This is a genomic window from Streptococcus shenyangsis, assembly GCF_006385785.1.
GTDB lineage: Bacteria > Bacillota > Bacilli > Lactobacillales > Streptococcaceae > Streptococcus > Streptococcus shenyangsis.
Genome location: NZ_VFSH01000001.1, coordinates 1 through 19,618 on the forward strand (window position 1 = coordinate 1; position 19,618 = coordinate 19,618).

At 41.1% G+C, this 19,618-nt stretch carries 17 protein-coding genes and 1 riboswitch; of the genes, 3 read left to right on the forward strand and 14 right to left on the reverse strand.

All coding sequences use genetic code 11. The features are described from left to right. Nucleotides 1–159: 159 nt before the first annotated feature. The 13 genes from pheT to FJR77_RS00065 all read right to left on the reverse strand — a co-directional run bounded on the left by pheT (nt 160) and on the right by FJR77_RS00065 (nt 12,700). Nucleotides 160–2,565: a phenylalanine--tRNA ligase subunit beta gene (pheT, locus tag FJR77_RS00005; protein ID WP_140833045.1), complete on the reverse strand. Its 2,406-nt coding sequence runs from the start codon at nt 2,563–2,565 to the stop codon at nt 160–162. A gap of 76 nt (nt 2,566–2,641) precedes the next feature. After that, complete coding sequence (locus FJR77_RS00010; RefSeq protein ID WP_140833043.1) at nt 2,642–3,151, reverse strand: GNAT family N-acetyltransferase; 510 nt, start codon at nt 3,149–3,151, stop codon at nt 2,642–2,644. After that, the gene (gene pheS, locus FJR77_RS00015) at nt 3,151–4,197 is read right to left on the reverse strand and encodes a phenylalanine--tRNA ligase subunit alpha (protein WP_140833041.1); all 1,047 of its coding nucleotides are present in this window, start codon (nt 4,195–4,197) and stop codon (nt 3,151–3,153) included. Before pheS ends, FJR77_RS00010 begins: the two co-directional genes overlap by 1 nt. Before the next feature lie 271 nt (nt 4,198–4,468). Beyond that, a complete protein-coding gene (locus FJR77_RS00020; RefSeq protein WP_181146581.1) occupies nt 4,469–4,918 on the reverse strand; it encodes a GNAT family N-acetyltransferase in 450 nt (149 codons plus the stop codon). A 4-nt stretch (nt 4,919–4,922) separates the two neighbouring features. Beyond that, the gene (locus tag FJR77_RS00025) at nt 4,923–5,342 is read right to left on the reverse strand and encodes a chromosome partitioning protein ParB (RefSeq protein WP_140833037.1); all 420 of its coding nucleotides are present in this window, start codon (nt 5,340–5,342) and stop codon (nt 4,923–4,925) included. Nucleotides 5,343–5,369: 27 nt separating this feature from the next. Further along, entirely contained in the window at nt 5,370–6,020 is a 651-nt protein-coding gene (locus tag FJR77_RS00030) for a phosphatase PAP2 family protein (RefSeq protein WP_140833035.1), read from the reverse strand. Beyond that, nucleotides 6,010–6,573, reverse strand: coding sequence for an ECF transporter S component (locus FJR77_RS00035; RefSeq protein WP_125416912.1), 564 nt, complete (start codon nt 6,571–6,573; stop codon nt 6,010–6,012). The genes FJR77_RS00030 and FJR77_RS00035 overlap by 11 nt, the downstream gene beginning before the upstream one ends. A 164-nt stretch (nt 6,574–6,737) precedes the next feature. After that, a riboswitch (FMN riboswitch) is annotated at nt 6,738–6,956 on the reverse strand. Nucleotides 6,957–7,009: 53 nt separating this feature from the next. Continuing rightward, the gene (locus FJR77_RS00040; protein WP_140833033.1) at nt 7,010–7,513 is read right to left on the reverse strand and encodes a tRNA (cytidine(34)-2'-O)-methyltransferase; all 504 of its coding nucleotides are present in this window, start codon (nt 7,511–7,513) and stop codon (nt 7,010–7,012) included. Between the two features lie 283 nt (nt 7,514–7,796). Continuing rightward, nucleotides 7,797–8,309 carry a GNAT family N-acetyltransferase gene (locus tag FJR77_RS00045; RefSeq protein WP_140833031.1) on the reverse strand — a complete coding sequence of 171 codons (513 nt, stop codon included), beginning with the start codon at nt 8,307–8,309 and terminating at the stop codon, nt 7,797–7,799. 315 nt (nt 8,310–8,624) lie between these two features. Further along, on the reverse strand, nt 8,625–9,455 hold the full coding sequence (locus tag FJR77_RS00050) for an energy-coupling factor transporter transmembrane component T family protein (protein WP_140833029.1): 831 nt from the start codon (nt 9,453–9,455) through the stop codon (nt 8,625–8,627). Next, nucleotides 9,440–11,122, reverse strand: a complete 1,683-nt coding sequence (locus FJR77_RS00055; RefSeq protein WP_140833027.1) for an ABC transporter ATP-binding protein — start codon at nt 11,120–11,122, stop codon at nt 9,440–9,442. Before FJR77_RS00055 ends, FJR77_RS00050 begins: the two co-directional genes overlap by 16 nt. A 168-nt stretch (nt 11,123–11,290) precedes the next feature. Continuing rightward, nucleotides 11,291–11,836 (reverse strand): ECF-type riboflavin transporter substrate-binding protein, encoded by a 546-nt coding sequence (locus tag FJR77_RS00060; protein WP_140833024.1) that lies wholly within the window; start codon nt 11,834–11,836, stop codon nt 11,291–11,293. 15 nt (nt 11,837–11,851) lie between these two features. After that, nucleotides 11,852–12,700, reverse strand: coding sequence for an SAM hydrolase/SAM-dependent halogenase family protein (locus FJR77_RS00065; protein WP_140833022.1), 849 nt, complete (start codon nt 12,698–12,700; stop codon nt 11,852–11,854). A gap of 188 nt (nt 12,701–12,888) precedes the next feature. On the opposite strand from FJR77_RS00065, the gene trkA reads away from it, so the two are divergent. Next, entirely contained in the window at nt 12,889–14,238 is a 1,350-nt protein-coding gene (gene trkA / locus FJR77_RS00070) for a Trk system potassium transporter TrkA (protein ID WP_140833020.1), read from the forward strand. Between the two features lie 3 nt (nt 14,239–14,241). Next, entirely contained in the window at nt 14,242–15,681 is a 1,440-nt protein-coding gene (locus tag FJR77_RS00075) for a TrkH family potassium uptake protein (protein ID WP_140833018.1), read from the forward strand. A 298-nt stretch (nt 15,682–15,979) separates the two neighbouring features. On the opposite strand, the gene pflB is transcribed toward FJR77_RS00075, so the two are convergent. Continuing rightward, a complete protein-coding gene (gene pflB / locus FJR77_RS00080) occupies nt 15,980–18,304 on the reverse strand; it encodes a formate C-acetyltransferase (protein WP_000260628.1) in 2,325 nt (774 codons plus the stop codon). Between the two features lie 236 nt (nt 18,305–18,540). Between pflB and dinB the strand changes: the two genes are divergently transcribed. Continuing rightward, the gene (gene dinB / locus FJR77_RS00085; RefSeq protein WP_140833016.1) at nt 18,541–19,602 is read left to right on the forward strand and encodes a DNA polymerase IV; all 1,062 of its coding nucleotides are present in this window, start codon (nt 18,541–18,543) and stop codon (nt 19,600–19,602) included. The last annotated feature ends 16 nt before the right edge of the window (nt 19,603–19,618 follow it).

A 19,618-nucleotide genomic window follows, 5' to 3' on the forward strand; every position in this document is an offset into this window, starting at 1 on the left:
TTGGCTTGAACACCTTTATTGTATCGCGTTTGGAGTTTTTTGGGTATAACCTTCGACGCGCACCCGCATAGCGGGTGGTTTTTTTGTCTCGCACCTAACGGAGCGAGACGGACTAATAGTCACATAAGAAAAATCCACCTCAAAGGATGGATTGATGAGTTAACGTACTTCTGCATTGACTTTTTCTTCGAGAGACGCTTGGATTTTTTCCATGTAGCGTGCGACTTCCTCGTCCGTTAAGCTATCTTCCGGATTTTGGAAAGTCAAGCTATAAGCCATTGACTTCATACCAAGTCCCAATTTTTCGCCTGAGAAGACGTCAAAGAGTTTGATATCTGTCAAGCGTTTCACACCGGCAGCTTGGATAGCGTCCACAACTTCTTGATGAGTCACTTCTGCCTTGAGGAGAAGGGCAACGTCACGGCTGACTGCTGGGAATTTAGTAATTTCTACAAATGGATTAGCAGGTTGAAGGGCAGCCTCGATGACTGAAAGGTTGAGCTCAGTCACATAAGTTTCTGGAATATCGTAGGCCTTAGCAGTGACTGGATGCACTTGCCCAAGGAAACCAAGAACTTGGTCACCGAGTGAAATCACTGCTGTACGACCTGGATGAAGGCTAGCGATTTCAGATGTTGCTGTATAGGTCACTTCTAGTCCCAAGCGAGTAAATAATGCTTCTAGGATTCCCTTAGCATAGAAGAAATCAACTGGAACTGCTGCTGTTTGGAAATCTTTTTCAGCAACCAAGCCTGTCAAGGCAAAGGCAAAACTGTTGATCTCATTTGGAAGTTCTTCTTTTGGATTACCTGTTTGTTCAAAGACTTTTCCAATCTCGTAAAGGGCCAAGTTTTTGTTCTTACGAGCCACGTTGTAAGCAACTGTATCTAGGATACCAGAAATCATATTTTGACGGAGGACAGAACGGTCCACTGTCATTGGCCACATGAGTTCAGTAAGGTTAGTTGGTTGAGCCGTAAACTCAACTGCTTTTTCAGGAGTTGTTAGAGCATAGGTGATGATTTCTGTCAAACCTGCTCCTTCAGCAATAGTACGAACTTGACGGCGGAGTTTTTGTGTCGCAGTCAATTCACCAGCTGTCCCATCGTCTTTTGGAAGGCTGGTTGGCAAGCGGTCATAACCATAGATACGAGCGATTTCTTCAAAGAGGTCTGCTTCAATAGTGATATCCCAACGACGACGTGGGACGCTGACTGTAAAGCTATCTGCATTTCCAGAAAGGCCAAATCCAAGACGACGGAAGACGTCTTCTACATCCGCGTAAGAAAGTTCAGTTCCGAGGACACGGTTAACATCAGCAAGAGTTGAAGAAACTTCCACATCAGAGGTATCAAGCTCACCCGCTGAAACGATACCTTTACGCACAGTCGCACCTGCAAGTTCTGCAATCATGCTAGCCGCCGCATCAAGGGCTTCGTTAACAGTTGCCACATTGATCCCTTTTTCAAAGCGAGAAGATGACTCAGAACGAAGGTTGAGGCGACCGCTAGTCTTGCGGATTGATTTTCCATTGAAGACTGCAGCTTCAAGGACGACACGACTAGACTTTTCAGAGATTTCTGTTGCTTGACCACCCATAACACCTGCAAGAGCTACTGGCTTGTCTGCGACAGTGATGACTAGGTCATTAACGTCCAAATCACGTTCTTCACCATCTAAAGTCACTAATTTTTCACCAGCACGCGCTTCACGCACACGAATGTCATTCCCTTCAAAAGTGTCCAAGTCAAAGGCATGCATTGGTTGACCAAAGTAGAGCAGAATGTAGTTTGTCACGTCCACTACGTTATTGATTGGACGGATTCCTTCATTCATAAGAAGGTTTTGCAACCATTGTGGACTTGGTGCGATAGTCACATTGTCCAAGATACGAGCGGCATAGTAAGGTGCCTTGTCTGTCTCAATGCCTACAGAAAGAGCATCTGCTGCAGCTTGGTCAGTTTCTGAAAGAGTAAATTCTTTAAAGTTGACTGCCTTATCATAGATAGCTGCTACTTCGTGAGCCACCCCACGCATAGAAAGGGCATCCGCACGGTTGGGTGTAATAGAAAGTTCGATGATTTCATCATCCAAGTCTAGATATGAGAAGACTTCCTCACCTGGTACTGCATTTTCTGGCAAGATTTGAATGCCATCTGCGAATTCCTTTGGTACAACTGAGTCAGAAATTCCCAATTCACCAAGTGAACAGATCATCCCAAGTGACTCCAAACCACGGATTTTCCCTTTTTTAATCTTGTAGTTGTCCGCAATGCGAGCTCCCGGAAGAGCCACCATAACCTTGATACCAGCACGCACATTCGGTGCACCACAGACGATTTGACGGGTTTCTTCTTCGCCAACGTTAACCTGACAAACATGGAGGTGAGTTTCTGGCACATCTTCACAAGACAAGACCTCACCGACGACAATTTTTGAGAGACCGGCAGCTGGTGATTCCACACCTTCTACCTCGATCCCTGTAGTTGACATTTTTTCAGCTAACTCTTGTGATGGCACATCAATGTCCACCAATTCTTTTAACCATTTATAAGATACAAGCATAATTTAGTTCTCCAGAATGACAGTTGCCACTCTAGTTCTTTTCCTTTCCTATCATTTCAATAGAAGAATCATCTTCTTACCTTAATTTCTTTTTCAGTAACCAATCTGTATCTACTTTTTGACCAACCATAAAATGATGTTGGCTAAATTTTTCAAAACCATATCGATTATAAAACACTTGAGCTTTTGTATTATGCTCCCAAACACCTAACCAAGCCCAGAAAAAACTATTTTTTGTAGCAAGTTCAAGAGCAAATTCAAACAGTTGCTTACCAAGTCCAAATCCTTGGAATTTTTGTAGCACATAGAGACGTTGAATTTCAAAAGCATCTTCTAATTCTCTCTCAGTCTGAGCACTTCCCCAGTTGACTTTGAGAAAACCAGCTATCTCCTTCTCATGCATAATGAAATAGGTTTCGGATTCTGGATTTCCCAACTCAGTTGACAAAGTTTTCAGACTATAAGCCTCTTCAAAGTATTCCTGTAACTGCTCTTCCGTATTATCATGCGCAAATGTTTCACGAAAGGTTTGTTTGGCTATTTTAGCCAACACCTCAACATCTGCCATTTCTACTTTTCTAATCATTATTTAAACTGTTCTGAGAAGCGGATATCTCCTTGGTAGAATCCACGAATATCGTTAATTCCGTAACGGAGCATAGCTACACGCTCTTGTCCAAGACCAAAGGCAAATCCAGAGTAAACAGTCGCATCGATACCACTCATTTCAAGGACACGTGGGTGAACCATACCGGCCCCCATAATTTCGATCCAACCAGTTTTCTTACATACGTTACAGCCTTCTCCACCACACTTGAAGCAAGAAACATCCACCTCAACAGATGGCTCTGTGAATGGGAAGTAAGAGGGGCGCAGACGAATCTGACGCTCTTCACCAAACATTTTTTGCACAATCAACTGAAGGGTTCCTTGAAGATCAGCCATAGAGATATTTTTCCCAACAACCAAGCCTTCGATTTGGTGGAACTGGTGACTGTGGGTCGCATCGTCTGTATCACGACGGAACACGCGTCCTGGTGAGATCATTTTCAAAGGACCTTTAGAAAAATCATGGGCATCCATAGCACGCGCCTGAACTGGAGACGTGTGGGTACGGAGCAAGATTTCTTCAGTGATATAGAAAGTATCTTGCATATCACGGGCTGGGTGGTCTTTAGGAAGGTTCATACGCTCAAAGTTGTAGTAGTCTTGCTCCACTTCAAAACCATCCACGACTTGGTAACCCATACCAATGAAAATATCTTCGATTTCCTCACTGGTTTGTGTCAAAACGTGACGGTGACCAGTCGCAACTGGACGACCTGGAAGTGTCACATCGATACTCTCGCTAGCTAATTGTGCAGCAACTTTCTTTTCTTCCAAGAGCTTAGCAGTTTCTTCAAAGGCTGCTGTCAAGACATCACGAGCTTCATTGACGTGTTTCCCGATAATTGGACGCATTTCAGCAGAGACATCTTTCATCCCTTTGAGGATTTCCGTAAGCGACCCTTTTTTCCCAAGGACTGCGACACGCAATTCTTGCATCTCTTTTTCATTTTCAGCAGTAATCTGCTTCAAGCTAGCCAGCGTTTCTTCTCGAAGCGCTTTTAATTGTTCTTCAATAGTTGACATAATTCCTCCATCAGTCTCTCATAAGATAAAAAGAAAACCACATGCCAAAAACTCCACTCGGAGCGTTGACACGCGGTACCATCCGTTTTCATCTGACAAGTCAGACCTTCATTTCTAAATCCATGCGCAAGTGAATTCACCCAGCTTTCATATAGAGAGCTTGCAGTCACGGCTCTCCTCCCTGATATACTTCCCTTGAGTTACTAGTCTTGCGGATTCCTATTCAATTACTACATAGTTTATCAGATTTTTAGTTAAAAAACAAGTTAGACTAGATTAATTTCAATATAAAACTCATTCCTTTTTCTGTTGCTCCATTTTCCACAAATCCAAGCGACTTGAAACACCTCCTAGAAGCATGATTGTAGGTGTAGATTTCCTTGACTCTCAATTCTTTCCATCCTTTTACTCGAGCCAATTCAATCAAAGTACTTAGAACCTTTTTCCCAAGTCCTCGATGTTGGTAAGCGGGATTCCCAATCACAATGGGGAGATTATCCTGAGATAGTGTAACATCCCCAATTGGAAACCATTCTCCCTTCTCCTTGACTTCAATCCAAAAAAGCTCTCCATGCTGATCCAAATAAGAATACATAGCTTCCAGGGTCGCTGGACTATAAGGTCTCTTCACACCATCTACGAGGTAAACCAGGTTCACATCCTGATACCAAGCAAAAGCTTCCTCACAATGATTGACCTGATAATAAGGAACAAGACGCAGTGTATTATCTATTTGTAGGGTCTGTTTCATCTGCTTTCCTTTTCAATAAGAGAGTTGCTGCTTGATTAAAACCCTCACACCAGTTATACCATTTTGCTTTATACTCATCTTGAGGTAAGATATGATTTTTTAAATCCAGAACAGAGTAAATTTTTCTTTCTTCGCAGACTTGCGCATAGAGATGATATAGTTCATCACCACCATCTCTATCCCACTCAGCAGAAATCGTATCTTGACCCGCCAATAAAGCCTGATAAGCCCTGTGATGCCCATCTGTAATCAACAAGTAATCTCCAAAGGCAAGAATACTGATTGGAGCAACATTGATTATTTCTGCTGACTTATAAAGTGTCTGGATGCCTTCTAGTTTCTTTTCTGATAAGTATAGTTGAGTAGGATGAAGAGCTTTTATATTGACTTTCATTTCTTTCTCCTCAAGGGAATTTGATGCTCACTTCTGCTTACCTTTAAATCGCCATTGGAAGCGGAGCTTATCATAGAAGGGAAACTCGATAAACAGGACTCCCAAGCCCACACAGAGACTGGCAAGAACATCTGATGGATAGTGAACTCCCAGATAGACCCTTGATACCAGTACACTGACTAGGTAGAGGCCAAGGACGATTTGCACGATTTTTCTCCAAACTGGATTTTTAATCCGTTGACTGAGAATGATAATCAAAGTACCTACCATCAGCGTCACTGCCAAAGAATGCCCACTTGGAAAGGAAAATCCCTTCTCCTCCACCAGATGTAAAATAGCTGGTCGTGGGCGCTGGTAGATATTTTTAAAGGTCACGATTAAAAGACCTGCCAAAGCCAGATTTCCCAGCATAAAGAAACTTTCTATCTTCCACCGCTTACGATAAAAGATAAAGGCTGCGATGACAACCCAAGTGATAATCACTGGGATATCAATCAGATGTGTGATGGCTAGGAAAAGAATAGTCAAGTAATTTGGCAAGTCTCCTCGAACTGCCGTCTGAATCGGTTGGTCAAAACCTACCAGCGTGTCAGGATAAAATTTGACCATATAGCCAAGAATAACGAAAAGTAAAAGGGCAAAACTGCCCTTCATTAAAAATGTTTGTTTATCTTTCATAATGTTTTAAGGTTGGTTTCAAAAGGACGTACAACAACCAGAATGAAACGGAAAAGATTACACCCTCAATCAAGTTAAAAGGTAATACCATGGTCATTAGGTAGTTGGAAAGTCCCAAAATTTTTCCAATATCAAAGTTAGCAAACTTAGCGTACAAAGGAACAGCGTAAACATAGTTGAGAACCAACATAGCCACGGTTAAACCAATAGTTCCAGCTAGAGAGCCTAGTAGGAAACGAAGGGTTGTCCGTTCCTTTTTCCAAATCAAAGCAAATACGATGACAAAAACTCCCAAAGCTATGATATTCATTGGCAAACCAATGTAAGTATTCACTCCCTGGCTGTTAAGAAGCAATTTCAAGAGTGAGCGAAGCAAGAGAACTCCTAGAGCAGCAGGCAAATCCATGACCACCAGAGCCACAAGGACTGGCAAGATACTAAATTCGATCTTGAGGAAGGACGCCGCTGGTAAAAGCGGAAAGTCAAAGTACATCAGCACAAATGAAATGGCTGATAAAATCGCAATGGTCGAAAGTCGACGTGTGTTTGTCATAACAGGTTCCTCCAATTTTCTATAAAATCAGAAGAAGTTAGAAAGGATTCCTCTATCTATTCTCACTTTTTATATCCCAAAAGTTCCCTCTCACTCTATTAAAGAAAACAAAAGCAAGCGATTACAATCTAGCTATAAATCTATCAGAACAGACAAAGCTATTCTTTCGTCTTCTCCCATCCAGACTATACTGTCGGTTGTGGAATCTCACCACATCAGCTTGCGCTCGCGGACTTATTTGGCTAAGATATTTTAGATTTATCTAGGCGTCGCAGTCGAAGATAATACTTAAAGTATATCGAGACAAGACAACGACGAGAAAGCTAAAATAACTAGTCAAATTTACCGCCGGTCGGGAATCACACCCTGCCCTGAAGACTCTTTTATCATAACAAAAAACGCTTGCAAGCGCAAGCATTTTGTTCATTTTCATTTTTTATTTCAATTTATCTGCTTCATAGGTATGAACAAGCTCAAGACCTGCAAAGTTCTGCTGGCGGAGAGCCTCATAGACAATCATGCAAACGGTATTAGACACATTGAGACTGCGAACATGTTCATCATTCATGGGAATACGGAGAGCTTTCTCAGGATGTTCGCGCATAAAGTCCTCAGGCAAGCCCTTGTCTTCACGTCCAAAGAGAAAATAATGGTCTTCGTTAGTCGATAAATCCACATCAGAATACACTTTCTCAGCAAATTTTGAGATCAGATAGAGTTTGCCCTTCATCTGAGACATAAAATCTTCCAAACTCTCGTAAAAATAAATCTCTAGCTTATCCCAATAATCCAATCCAGCTCGCTTCATCTTGCGGTCATCGATAGGAAAACCCATTGGCTTGATGATGTGGAGGGGAGAATTGGTCGCAGCGCAAGTACGCGCGATATTACCTGTATTTTGTGGAATTTGTGGTTCAAATAATACAATGTGATTTGTCATGACTTGCTTCCTTTCACCATTGCAAAAAAATAGCCACACTGCCCGGAGTCAAGCTCAGCAAACAGCGTGGTTAAGGCATCGTTAACTTACCTCACAACAGGTTTGAAGTAAATCAGCGAAACTACTTTCTTAGTATAACACTTTCAGAATCATTGTCAATAGAAACGACTTGATTTTTTCAATTTTTTCAAGCTATTTCCAAGGGTTTCTAGGAGAAAATTCTTAAATATCTGCAAAAATTGCTTACTCTTTTATACCCATCTGTGGACTGGGAATAATGATATTATGACCTCGTTATCTCAAATACTGCTGTATGAACCCACTCATTATGAATTTGTAAGTCATTTTCTATAACCCTACTAAAGGTGAAGCCATTTTTTAAAAGCACCCTCTGAGAGGCTAGATTACCTGTTGCCGTTCCTGCAATGATTCTATTGAAACCATAAGTCGTGAAGGCTTTTTCTAAAACGAGTTTAACCGCTTCGCTGGCATAACCTAAATTGCTAACATTTTCCCCAATCCTATACCCAAGTTCTGCTGTTTTTCGATTATTCTCTAAAACACTTAAATTAATTCTTCCGACCATAACGCCTTGCGAATCTCTGATAAGATGCATGTAGACATCATGATTCTCTTGTTCCCTTAACAATTCTCTCGTAATTTCTTTAAAACCTTCTAAATCAAAATAGTTAGCTGGTCTAGGAGGTAAATTCCGCTCAAAATACTCTCGATTCTCTTTTTCAAAAAAATAGACGTCTAAACTATTTTCTTTAGACAACAGCTCTAAACTTATCATTGTAAATCATCTCCCGTCATTATCTACATTCAAATTTTCTCATGTTTACACAAAATGAAATTAACACGATTTAAATTAAGCACTTTTACTATTTTATATCGTCTCTACATTATGACACTGAACTTAGTTGAAAATGATTATATTTGAATAACTTTGATTTTGTAGTGTAAATTCTACTATAAAATATACAAGCTAATTCATGTTTTGTCAAAAAGTTTCAAGTATATAATTATTAACTTTATTTCTCATACAATCTATTAATAAAAAGTTATAGAATAATTTCTCTTTACTTATCTAATGAAAACTTTGACAATACTATTTCCAAGGGTTGTAAAATCGTCCCTGATTCTGCAAGATAAGTAGTAAACTAGCTACTAAAAACAAGGCTGCCAAAAGCAAGGTAAGATAGTCTCCTTTTTTCAAGGCCTGATAACTATACCAAGTGCGTTTTTTCTCTTTCCCAAAGCGTCGAAGCTCCATGGCGGTCGCGATGGTATCAATGCGTTCGAGCGAGCTAAAAATCAAGGGCGTAATAATGCGCAGATTGCCTTTGATTCGTTGCATAAGAGAAGCTTTCTTGGATAATTCCATCCCACGCGCTTCCTGAGACATCTTGATAGTAAAGAATTCTTCCTGCAAATCTGGAATATAGCGCAAAGTCAGGCTGACTGAATAGGCAATCTTGTAAGGCACACCAATTTGATTTAAACTGGAAGCAAACTGACTAGGGTGGGTTGTCATCAAAAAGATAATAGCCAGAGGAATGGTGCAAAGGTACTTAATAGCCAAATTTAGCAGATAAAAGAGCTCCTGGCTGGTTAGAGTGTAGGCACCGATTCCCTGCCAAATCACACTCCTCTCTCCGTAAAGTCCAACCCCATACTCGGGAGAAAAGAGATAGACCATCAAAACGTTTAAAACGGCAAATACCGTCGCAAAAACGGCTACAAAGGAAACATCTTTAAAACGGATTTCTGACAAATAGAGGAGAAAGACCGAAAAGATGGCAATCAGAACAAGCAGTCTGGTATCATAGCTAATCATGGCCGCCAATGACACGAGAATGAAAAAGAGGAGTTTCCCAGCTCCTGACAAGCGATGAATCATAGTATCTCTATGCTGGTAACCGATTAATTTTGCTTGCATCCTTCTCTCCTTTCTTTGTAAAATGCCGTTAAAGCAAGTGGATCCACGTCGAGTTTCTTAGCCAAGTTGAAGATAGAAGTCTCTTTTAGATTGGCTTTTACTAACAGCTCGGGATTACTCAATAGACTGGCTGGATCAGTATCAGCAATCAATTCTCCATCCGCCATGACAAGAGCACGATCAGAATAATCCAGCATCAATTGCATATCATGGGTAATCATGACAATGGTATGACCTTTTTGATGCAGTTCTTCGAGAAATTCCATAATCTCAGTATAATTCTTCTGGTCTTGACCTGCTGTCGGTTCATCTAAGAGGATAATTTCAGCTCCTAAAACCAAAATCGAGGCAATAGTGACACGTTTTTTCTGTCCAAACGAAAGGGCAGAAATGGGCCAATTACGGAATTCATAAAGACCACAGATTTTCAAGGTTTCATAGACTCTCGTTTCAATTTCCTTCTCATCCACACCTCGCAAACGTAGTCCCAGAGCCACCTCATCAAAAATCATATTGGTTGAAATCATTTGATTGGGATTTTGCAGCACATAGCCTACTCGTTCCGCCCGCTCTGCAACCGAATCTCCTTTGATATCCTGTCCTTCCCACAGATAGCGGCCTTCAGTCTGGATAAAGCTACTCAAGGCCTTGGCTAGAGTTGACTTCCCTGCTCCATTTTTTCCGACAATGGCAATTTTTTCACCCTTTTTAATATCTAAATGAAGAGATTTTAAAATCGGTCTATCATTATAAGAAAAAGACACATCATCTAGTCTAAAAAGTGACTGCAAATCTGGTGTCTCTTTTACCAATTCAGTCTGCAACTGAACCTGACCTTTTGAGATAGACATGTTAGCCAGATTCGCTAATTGTTCTTCCTTAACTAAATCCACACCCAATTGACGGAGAGTGGTTAGATAAAGGGGTTCGCGAATTCCATTTTGGGTCAATAAATCAGTCGCCAGTAGCTGGTCAGGGCCACCATTAAAGAGGATACGACCATCGTTTATCAAGACAATCCGATCCACAGGTCTATGCAGAACATCCTCCAAACGATGCTCGATAATAAGAGTCGTCGTCCCCTCCTCCTTATGAATCTGATCAATCAATTCGATAATATCCTGACCTGACTTGGGATCTAGATTGGCGAGTGGCTCATCAAACAAGAGAATCGGACTCTCATCAATCAAGACACCAGCTAGACTAACCCGCTGCTTTTGACCACCAGACAAATCCTGAGGACGCTGAGACAGTAAAGGAAGAAGGTCCAGCTTTTCAGCCCATTTATGAACACGACTTTTCATCTCATCTAGAGCTGTCACATCATTTTCCAGAGCAAAAGCCAAATCCTCTGCCACGGACAAGCCGATAAACTGCCCATCTGTATCCTGCAAAACCGTGCTAACAAGATGAGATTTATCGTAGATGCTCATATTAAAGGCTGCTTGCCCCTTGATCAAAAATTCTCCAGACGGCTGCCCCTTGTAAATATTTGGAATAATCCCATTCAAACACTGACCCAAGGTAGACTTACCTGACCCAGATGGCCCAACAATTAAGACTTTCTCTCCCTTATAAATAGTCAAGTCTATTCCTTGCAAGGTCGGTTCTTGTTGCGTTTCATACTGGAAAGAGAAATCCTTCCACTCAATTATAGCTTCTTTCATCTTACTCTCTTCATTCGCTTCTTAGACTTCTATTTTATCATAAATCGAACTCTTCTTGCAGTCTCTTCTCTTAAAATCTTAGCGTCAAAAAGAGTCCTAGCATAGCTTGCTTTCCTAACTAATCTATAAACATCGAAAAAGACTGGTTATCCAGCCTTTTCCCTTATGTTAATCCTTTTTCAAACTTCCTGAACGAGTTTGCGTACGTGAATAAGCTAGCAAGAGAAGGGTACCTGCGATAGCTATAGTTACAGCATTAGCAATTCCTGCAACAATCCCTTGGGCAAATACTTTTTCTGCCGCTTCTTGATAAATCACAACGTCTCCAAGTGGTGCCAAGACACCCCAAACAAGAGCATTTGCAACAATTTGAATGAGGTTAAAGAAGACAATATCCTTCAACCCAAAAACACCTTGTGTTACTCGAATGTATTTTCTAAAGAGTCCTACAGTTAGACCAAAGAGACCACTAGCAATAATCCAAGTCCACCACAGACCATAGCCTGCAAGAGAGTCCTTCACTGCATGCCCAATTAAACCAACAAGTAATCCCACTAGAGGGCCAAAAATGATAGACAAGAGGCTCTGTACCGCATACTGGAGCTGGATGCTTGTATTTGGAACAGGTGTCGGAATGCTAATCATCCCGATGACAACAAAGAGCGCAGCTCCAACACCGATAGCAACAACTTGTTTAATTGATTGATTTTTCATCTATATTCTCCTATTTTATGATTCTATTTTCTTTATTTCAATGGTCCAAGATGAACCGACACCCACATTATAGGCCTTAGCAAAGGAACCTTGATTGATAGCCAGACCTAAACGATAGAGAGAGTTAATGTAAAGGATTGGTTGCCCAATTCTCACATCTGCAAATGATTTGCCATAGACAACCTGATTTTGATAGACCAGCATATCAGCGTGATAGATAGTCACTTCAAAACGGTCACCAAATTCTGGTTCCAGTTTGTAAAACTCTTCTCGTGTGATAGAGGTCCAAAGCGAGCCGAAACGCACATCCAGAATATCAATAGCTCCCTTCACCAGATGATCTTCAATGATGGTCTCTACGACTTGAAGCTCCACAATCTGATCCACACTGAGCTCTGGTCCCACTTCCTCAAATGTAATGTGACCACTGGCCAGTTTAGCTCCAGTATAAGCATAAACATCACGACCGTGGAAGGTATAAGAATGCTCTGTGTTTTGACGTCTATTGGCTACCTCAGAAATTTCACGAATGGCTACAATACCAACGTGTTTCTTAATAAAAGAAAGAGTCCCATTGTCTGGCGTGACAATGTATTGATTTTTTGCAGTCTTGGCAACCACACTCTTACGTTTCGAGCCGACACCTGGATCGACAACCGATACAAAAGTCGTTCCCTCAGGCCAGTAATCCACCGTCTGAAAGAGACGATAGCTCCCCTCAAAAATATTATAAGGCGTGATATCGTGCGTCAAATGATGAATTTTTAAGGTTGGAGACTCTTCTAAAGCCACTCCAATCATAGCCGATACCGCACCATCAACCAGACCAAAGTCTGATTGTAATACCAGTAAATTATTATTCATTTTATCTCCTTGTATATCCTTTATCATACCATATTTCATAGAAAGGTGCTAATAGCTATTTTAATTGATTAGGGTATAGTTTTACCTTATAGCAAATTTCCTACTAAAAGCTCTGGTTATTAGCTAGTAGGTGCATTTTTTCTTGAAAAAAGGTATGATAGTTACATCATGAAAAAGTAGGTTTTATTATGAAAATTATCCTTGTCGGAGGGGGAAAAGTTGGTTTTGCCCTCTGTCGCTCCTTGGTTGCAGAAAAGCATGATGTTTTGCTGATTGAGCAAGACGAAGCCGTCCTCAATCATATTGTCAATCGCTTTGATATCATAGGTATCCTTGGTAACGGGGCTGATTTTACCATCCTTGAGCAAGCCAGTGTCCAAGATTGTGATATCTTTATCGCCTTGACTGAGTACGATGAAGTAAACATGATTGCAGCCGTTCTAGCCAAGAAAATGGGGGCTAAAGAGACTATCGTTCGGGTGCGGAATCCTGAATACTCTAACTCTTATTTCAAAGAAAAGAATATTCTCGGTTTTTCTCTTATCGTTAACCCTGAGCTCTTGGCTGCCCGCTCTATCGCTAATATCATTGACTTCCCCAACGCCCTATCTGTCGAACGCTTTGCTGGTGGACGTGTTAGCCTCATGGAATTTATCGTCAAATCAACCAGTGGTCTTTGCCAAATGCCCATTTCTGATTTTCGGAAAAAATTTGGCAATGTCATTGTCTGTGCGATAGAGAGGGATCATCAAATTATCATCCCAAGTGGTGACATGACCATACAGGATAAAGATAGAATCTTTGTCACTGGTAACCGTGTTGATATGATGCTATTCCATAATTATTTCAAATCACGTGCCGTGAAGAGCCTCCTCATCGTTGGGGCTGGAAGAATTGCCTATTATCTACTAGGTATTCTCAAAGACAGTCGTATCGATACCAAAGTCATCGAGATTAACTCTGAAAGGGCACGTTTCTTTAGTGAGAAATTCCCAAATCTCTACATCGTTCAAGGAGATGGTACTGCAAAAGACATTCTGCTAGAAGAAAGTGCTCAAAACTATGATGCAGTAGCAACACTGACAGGAGTCGACGAAGAGAATATTATTACTTCTATGTTCCTGGATAGTGTGGGGGTGCAAAAAAATATTAGCAAGGTTAACAGAACTAGTCTCCTTGAAATTATTCATGCGCCTGATTTCTCAAGCATTATCACTCCGAAAATCATCGCTGTAGATACAATCATGCACTTTATTCGTGGCCGTGTGAATGCCCAGTATTCAGACCTTCAAGCCATGCACCATCTAGCAAATGGCCAAATCGAAACCCTACAATTCCATATCAAGGAAGCCAATAAAATGACTGCCAAACCTCTTTCTCAACTAAAACTGAAAAAAGGGGTTCTTATTGCAGCCATCATTCGAAAGGGCAAGACTATTTTCCCTACTGGGGAGGATACGCTTGAAGTCGGAGACAAGCTCCTAGTAACAACCCTGTTGCCAAACATCACCAAGATTTATGACTTGATTGCGAGGTAAGAAATGAATAAAAGTATGATTCGTTACCTCCTTTCAAAATTACTTTTGATTGAAGCTGTTCTTCTTTTGGTTCCTGTGTCTGTCGCTGTCTATTACCGTGAATCGAGCCAAGTCTTTACAGCCCTCTTTACAACGATTGGGATTCTCTTATTACTAGGCGGTTCAGGAATTTTACAAAAGCCAAAAAATCAACGGATTTATGCCAAGGAAGGAATCTTAATTGTGGCCCTCTGTTGGATCCTTTGGTCTTTCTTTGGTGGTCTCCCCTTTGTTTTTGCTGGGCAAATTCCCAGCCTTATAGATGCCTTTTTTGAGATCAGTTCTGGCTTTACAACTACTGGAGCAACTATTCTGAATGACGTTTCAGTTCTCAGCCGTTCCCTCCTCTTCTGGCGAAGTTTTACCCACTTGATTGGAGGGATGGGGGTGCTTGTTTTTGCGCTTGCTATTATGGATAATGCCAAGAATAGTCACCTAGAGGTGATGAAGGCTGAGGTTCCTGGCCCTGTTTTTGGTAAAGTAGTATCCAAACTCAAAAATACTGCCCAGATTCTCTATCTCCTTTATCTAGCTCTCTTCTCCCTCTTTGTCATCATCTATTATCTAGCTGGCATGCCCCTATTTGATAGTTTTGTCATTGCTATGGGGACAGCAGGTACAGGAGGCTTCACCGTCTATAACGACGGAATTGCCCACTATGGTAGCTCACTGATTACCTATCTAGTTAGTATCGGAGTTCTGGTTTTTGGGGTAAATTTCAATCTCTACTACTACCTCATGCTCCGTCGCGTCAAGGCCTTTTTTGGAGATGAAGAACTTCGAGCTTACTTGGTCATTGTTCTGGTTTCTACAGGCTTGATCAGCCTCAATACCCTCTATCTCTACCCAGGATTTTCTAAGAGTTTTGAAATGGCCTTCTTCCAGGTTTCCAATATCATTACGACTACTGGTTTTGGATACGGAGACATTACTAACTGGCCCCTCTTCTCCCAGTTTATCCTCCTCTTTCTCATGGGAATCGGTGGTTCTGCTGGTTCAACCGCAGGTGGACTCAAAGTCATTCGAGGCCTCATCCTTTCAAAAATTGCTAAAAATCAGATTTTGTCAATCCTATCGCCCCACCGTGTTTTGACCCTCCATGTTAATAAAACGGTGATTGACAAAGATACCCAGCATAAAATTCTCAAGTACTTTGTCATCTATGCTATGATTTTGTTATCACTTATCTTTATTGTCAGTCTAGACAGCAATGATTTCCTGGTCGTTACTAGCGCTGTCTTTAGCTGTTTCAATAATATCGGGCCTATTCTAGGAACCACTTCTAGCTTCGCAATCTTTAGTCCTATCTCAAAAATTCTCCTCTCCTTTGCAATGATTGCAGGCCGCTTAGAGATTTACCCAATCCTACTTCTCTTTATGAAGAGAACTTGGTCTAAAAGATAAAATACAACCACACCTTGTATCTAACAAAGTGTGGTGTTTTTATACTCTCCGAAAATCTCTTCAAACCATGTCAACTCTATCTGCAACCTCAAAACAGTGTTTTGAGCAACCTGCTGCTAGCTTCCTAGTTTGCTCTTTGATTTTCATTGAGGATTATTTTCAAATCCCCCCAACTCAACAAGTTTCTTTGAATTCCGATCAGATATTTCAGTGTCTGACTTTAAGGAATTGAAGAACCCCAAAAACAACCCTCAGTCGACTGACCGAGGGTTCCTTATTTCATTATTCAAGAACTTGATTAGCTCAATGCATCCAAGGCATCATCCATTGAAAGAACTTCGTGGAAGACACGTTGTGTCAATTCAGTTTTTTGTTCTGGAGTGAGGTATTTAGTGTTTACACAGTATCCAGAGATACGTACGATAACATCTTCACCAGACATAATCTTTTCGTAAACATCGTTCAAGTCCATAACGTTCAAGTTAACGTGTTGTCCACCGTTTTCGAAGTAACCATCAAGAATTGTTACCAAGTTATCAACTTGTTCATCACGAGTCTTACCAAGAGCGCGAGGTGAAACTTGTGTAGTCAATGAGATACCATCAGCTGCATAACTAAAGTCAAGGCTAGAAAGTGAGTTCAAGTTTTGCAACCATCCACCTTTAGCTTTATTAGATGGGTTAGCACCTGGTGAGAAGAATTCAAGTTTAGACAAGTTCACAGAACCATCTTCGTTGAGGTATACACCTTTGTGGACTGGTGAGTTACCAGTTTGTTTAGAGTAAGCAACGTTAGATGTGATTGTCAAAAGTGATACTGTAGCTTCAGCGTCTTTGTAAAGTTTGTGGCTACGTAGACGAGTTGTGTAAGCTTCAATCAACCATTCTGCCAATTCGTTTGAACGTGGGTCATCTTCACCCCAACGTGGGTATTCACCGATTGTTTCGTAATCGTAGATATAGCCATTTTCATCACGGATTGGTTTAACTGTAGCATATTTGATAGCTGACAATGTATCAACAGTGTTAGCAAATCCACAAATACCGAATCCCATGTTAGCACGTTGTTTAGTTGGCAAGAAGGCCATTTGAACAGCTTCGTAGTTGTACTTATCAGTCATGTAGTGGATGATGTTCAAAGCATCTACGTAAGTGTCAGTCAACCAGTCAAGAGATTTTTCAAAGTTAGCTTTAACTGATTCAAATTCAAGAACTTCGTCACGGATTGGTTCGATGTCAAATACTTTGTAGTCTTTGTGAACATCGTCGTAACCACCATTCAAACCAGTAAGAAGGGCTTTCAATACGTTTACACGCGCACCGAAGTACTGGATGTTGTGGCGTTGTTCTTCATTTTCTGGGTCAAGTGGAGACACACAGCATGAGATACAGCTCATTTCACCATATCCATCTTTAGCCATTGTTGTTACACCTTCGTATTGGATAGAAGAGTGTTTGTGGCTCATGTGCATACAGTAGCGACGGAAGTTGTATGGCAATTTGTCAGTCCAAAGAACTGTCAAGTTTGGTTCTGGAGAGTTACCAATGTTGTCAAGAGTGTTCAAGAAACGGTAGTCCATCTTAGTAACACGGTGACGACCGTCGTTACCCATACCAGCCATAGAAGTTGTGATGAAAGTTGGGTCACCTGAGTACAATTGGTCATAAGCTTTAGTACGAGCAAATTTAACTGTACGAAGTTTCATAACGAAATCATCAACGAATTCTTGGATTTCTGACTCAGTAAATGTACCACGAGCAAGGTCACGTTCTGCAAAGATGTCCAATACGATTGGCACACGTCCTAGAGATGTAGCAGCACCGTTGATAACACGGCAGACAGCCATGAAGGCAATATTAACCCATTGGATTGCTTCTTTAACGTTCATCGCTGGTTTGCGAACGTCAACTCCGTAAAGGTCACCCAAGCGAACAACTTGTTGCAATGCTTGGTATTGAAGGTTGATTTCTTCACGAAGACGGATTGTTTCTTCATCGATTTCTTCGATTGCATTCCAGTCGTTTACTTTTTCTTGCATCAAGTAGTCTGCACCGTAAAGAGCAAGACGTGCATAAACACCGATGATACGTCCGCGTGAGTATGCATCTGGAAGACCAGTTACAGTGTGAGCGTGACGAGCGCGACGAATGTTTGAAGTGTAGGCACGGAAGATACCGTCGTTAACTGTTGTTACGTATTTAGTAAAGATTTCGTGAACAGCTGGATCTGGTTCGTATCCATTTTCTTTCAAAGTAGTTTCAGCCATACGGATACCACCTTTTGGCATGAAGTTCAATTTGAAGAGTTCATCATTTTGGATACCAAAGATAACTTCGTTTTCTTTATCGATAAATCCTGCTGGGATGTCAGCGATAGATGTTGGACGAGTGTCCATTGGGAAACGAGTTTCTTCGTAGTGAGCCTTAGTTTCTTCTACAATTTTTTTGATGTGAAGTGAACGTTCTGTTGGTCCAGCAAGGAAGCTTTCGTCTCCATCGTAAGGTGTGTAGTTAGCTTGTACGAAGCGTGATACACTTGCTTTTTCTTTCCAATCTACTCCTTTGAAGCCTTCCCAAGCTTTGTCAAAAATATCTTGTGCTTCAACAACTGTCTTAACAACCATGTTAATGTCCTCTTTTTTCTTTCTAGTAACAACCATCTGTTACATTCATGAGACAAGTATACCATACAGTAATCGTTTTCAACAAGTGATAAATCCCTATTTTTACACTTTCTTTTCTAAAACAGTCTATATTTTTCTCTAAACTGTATTATATTTTTGAAAAAATTATACCCTTTTTTCTTTTTTTCAGAAAAAAGGGTATAATAAAAGAAAATAAGCAGTAAAAGGAGCTATGCATGTTGATTTTTCCTTTGTTAAATGATTTGTCAAGAAAAATCATCCATATTGACATGGATGCCTTTTTTGCTGCGGTAGAAATCAGGGATAATCCTAAACTCAGAGGAAAACCTGTCATTATCGGAAGTGACCCTCGGCAAACAGGTGGGCGGGGAGTCGTTTCTACCTGTAGCTATGAGGCGCGAGCTTTTGGTGTCCATTCTGCTATGAGTTCCAAGGAAGCCTATGAGCGTTGTCCCCAGGCCGTCTTCATCTCAGGGAATTATGAGAAATATAAGTCTGTGGGCCTCCAGATTCGAGCTATTTTTAAGCGCTATACAGATTTGATTGAACCCATGAGCATTGACGAAGCCTATTTGGATGTAACAGAAAATAAACTCGGGATTAAGTCAGCGGTCAAAATCGCTCGCCTCATTCAAGAGGATATCTGGCAAGAACTTCATCTAACTGCTTCTGCCGGTGTTTCCTACAACAAATTCTTAGCTAAAATGGCGAGCGATTATCAAAAACCACATGGTCTGACAGTGATTCTACCTGACCAGGCTGAGGATTTTCTCAAACAAATGGATATTTCCAAGTTTCATGGAGTAGGAAAAAAGACAGTAGAACGTCTGCATCAAATGGGGGTTTTTACTGGCGCTGACCTACTTGAAGTTCCTGAAGTGACTCTAATAGACCGTTTTGGCAGACTGGGCTATGACCTTTATCGAAAGGCTCGTGGCATTCACAACTCCCCCGTCAAATCCAATCGCATCCGTAAATCAATCGGCAAAGAGAAAACCTATGGAAAGATTCTCCGTGCCGAGGAAGACATCAAAAAAGAGCTGACTCTCCTATCAGAACGAGTCGCTCTCAATCTCAATCAACAAGAGAAAACTGGAAAAATTGTCATTCTGAAAATCCGCTACGAGGACTTTTCAACTCTTACTAAACGAAAAAGTCTTTCTCAAAAAACACAGGATGCTAGTCAGATAGGCCAAATAGCCCTGCAACTCTATGAAGAATTAAGCGAGAAAGAAAGAGGTGTCCGCCTATTGGGGATTACCGTGACTGGATTTTAATACTCTTCGAAAATCT

Bases quoted from the DNA above. Each gene is read 5' to 3' on its own strand.
- pheT (WP_140833045.1), bottom strand. From the start codon at position 2,565: ATGCTTGTATCTTATAAATGGTTAAAAGAATTGGTGGACATTGATGTG.
- FJR77_RS00010 (WP_140833043.1), bottom strand. From the start codon at position 3,151: ATGATTAGAAAAGTAGAAATGGCAGATGTTGAGGTGTTGGCTAAAATA.
- pheS (WP_140833041.1), bottom strand. From the start codon at position 4,197: ATGTCAACTATTGAAGAACAATTAAAAGCGCTTCGAGAAGAAACGCTG.
- FJR77_RS00025 (WP_140833037.1), bottom strand. From the start codon at position 5,342: ATGAAAGTCAATATAAAAGCTCTTCATCCTACTCAACTATACTTATCA.
- FJR77_RS00030 (WP_140833035.1), bottom strand. From the start codon at position 6,020: ATGAAAGATAAACAAACATTTTTAATGAAGGGCAGTTTTGCCCTTTTA.
- FJR77_RS00035 (WP_125416912.1), bottom strand. From the start codon at position 6,573: ATGACAAACACACGTCGACTTTCGACCATTGCGATTTTATCAGCCATT.
- FJR77_RS00040 (WP_140833033.1), bottom strand. From the start codon at position 7,513: ATGACAAATCACATTGTATTATTTGAACCACAAATTCCACAAAATACA.
- FJR77_RS00045 (WP_140833031.1), bottom strand. From the start codon at position 8,309: ATGATAAGTTTAGAGCTGTTGTCTAAAGAAAATAGTTTAGACGTCTAT.
- FJR77_RS00050 (WP_140833029.1), bottom strand. From the start codon at position 9,455: ATGCAAGCAAAATTAATCGGTTACCAGCATAGAGATACTATGATTCAT.
- FJR77_RS00055 (WP_140833027.1), bottom strand. From the start codon at position 11,122: ATGAAAGAAGCTATAATTGAGTGGAAGGATTTCTCTTTCCAGTATGAA.
- FJR77_RS00060 (WP_140833024.1), bottom strand. From the start codon at position 11,836: ATGAAAAATCAATCAATTAAACAAGTTGTTGCTATCGGTGTTGGAGCT.
- FJR77_RS00065 (WP_140833022.1), bottom strand. From the start codon at position 12,700: ATGAATAATAATTTACTGGTATTACAATCAGACTTTGGTCTGGTTGAT.
- trkA (WP_140833020.1), top strand. From the start codon at position 12,889: ATGAAAATTATCCTTGTCGGAGGGGGAAAAGTTGGTTTTGCCCTCTGT.
- FJR77_RS00075 (WP_140833018.1), top strand. From the start codon at position 14,242: ATGAATAAAAGTATGATTCGTTACCTCCTTTCAAAATTACTTTTGATT.
- pflB (WP_000260628.1), bottom strand. From the start codon at position 18,304: ATGGTTGTTAAGACAGTTGTTGAAGCACAAGATATTTTTGACAAAGCT.
- dinB (WP_140833016.1), top strand. From the start codon at position 18,541: ATGTTGATTTTTCCTTTGTTAAATGATTTGTCAAGAAAAATCATCCAT.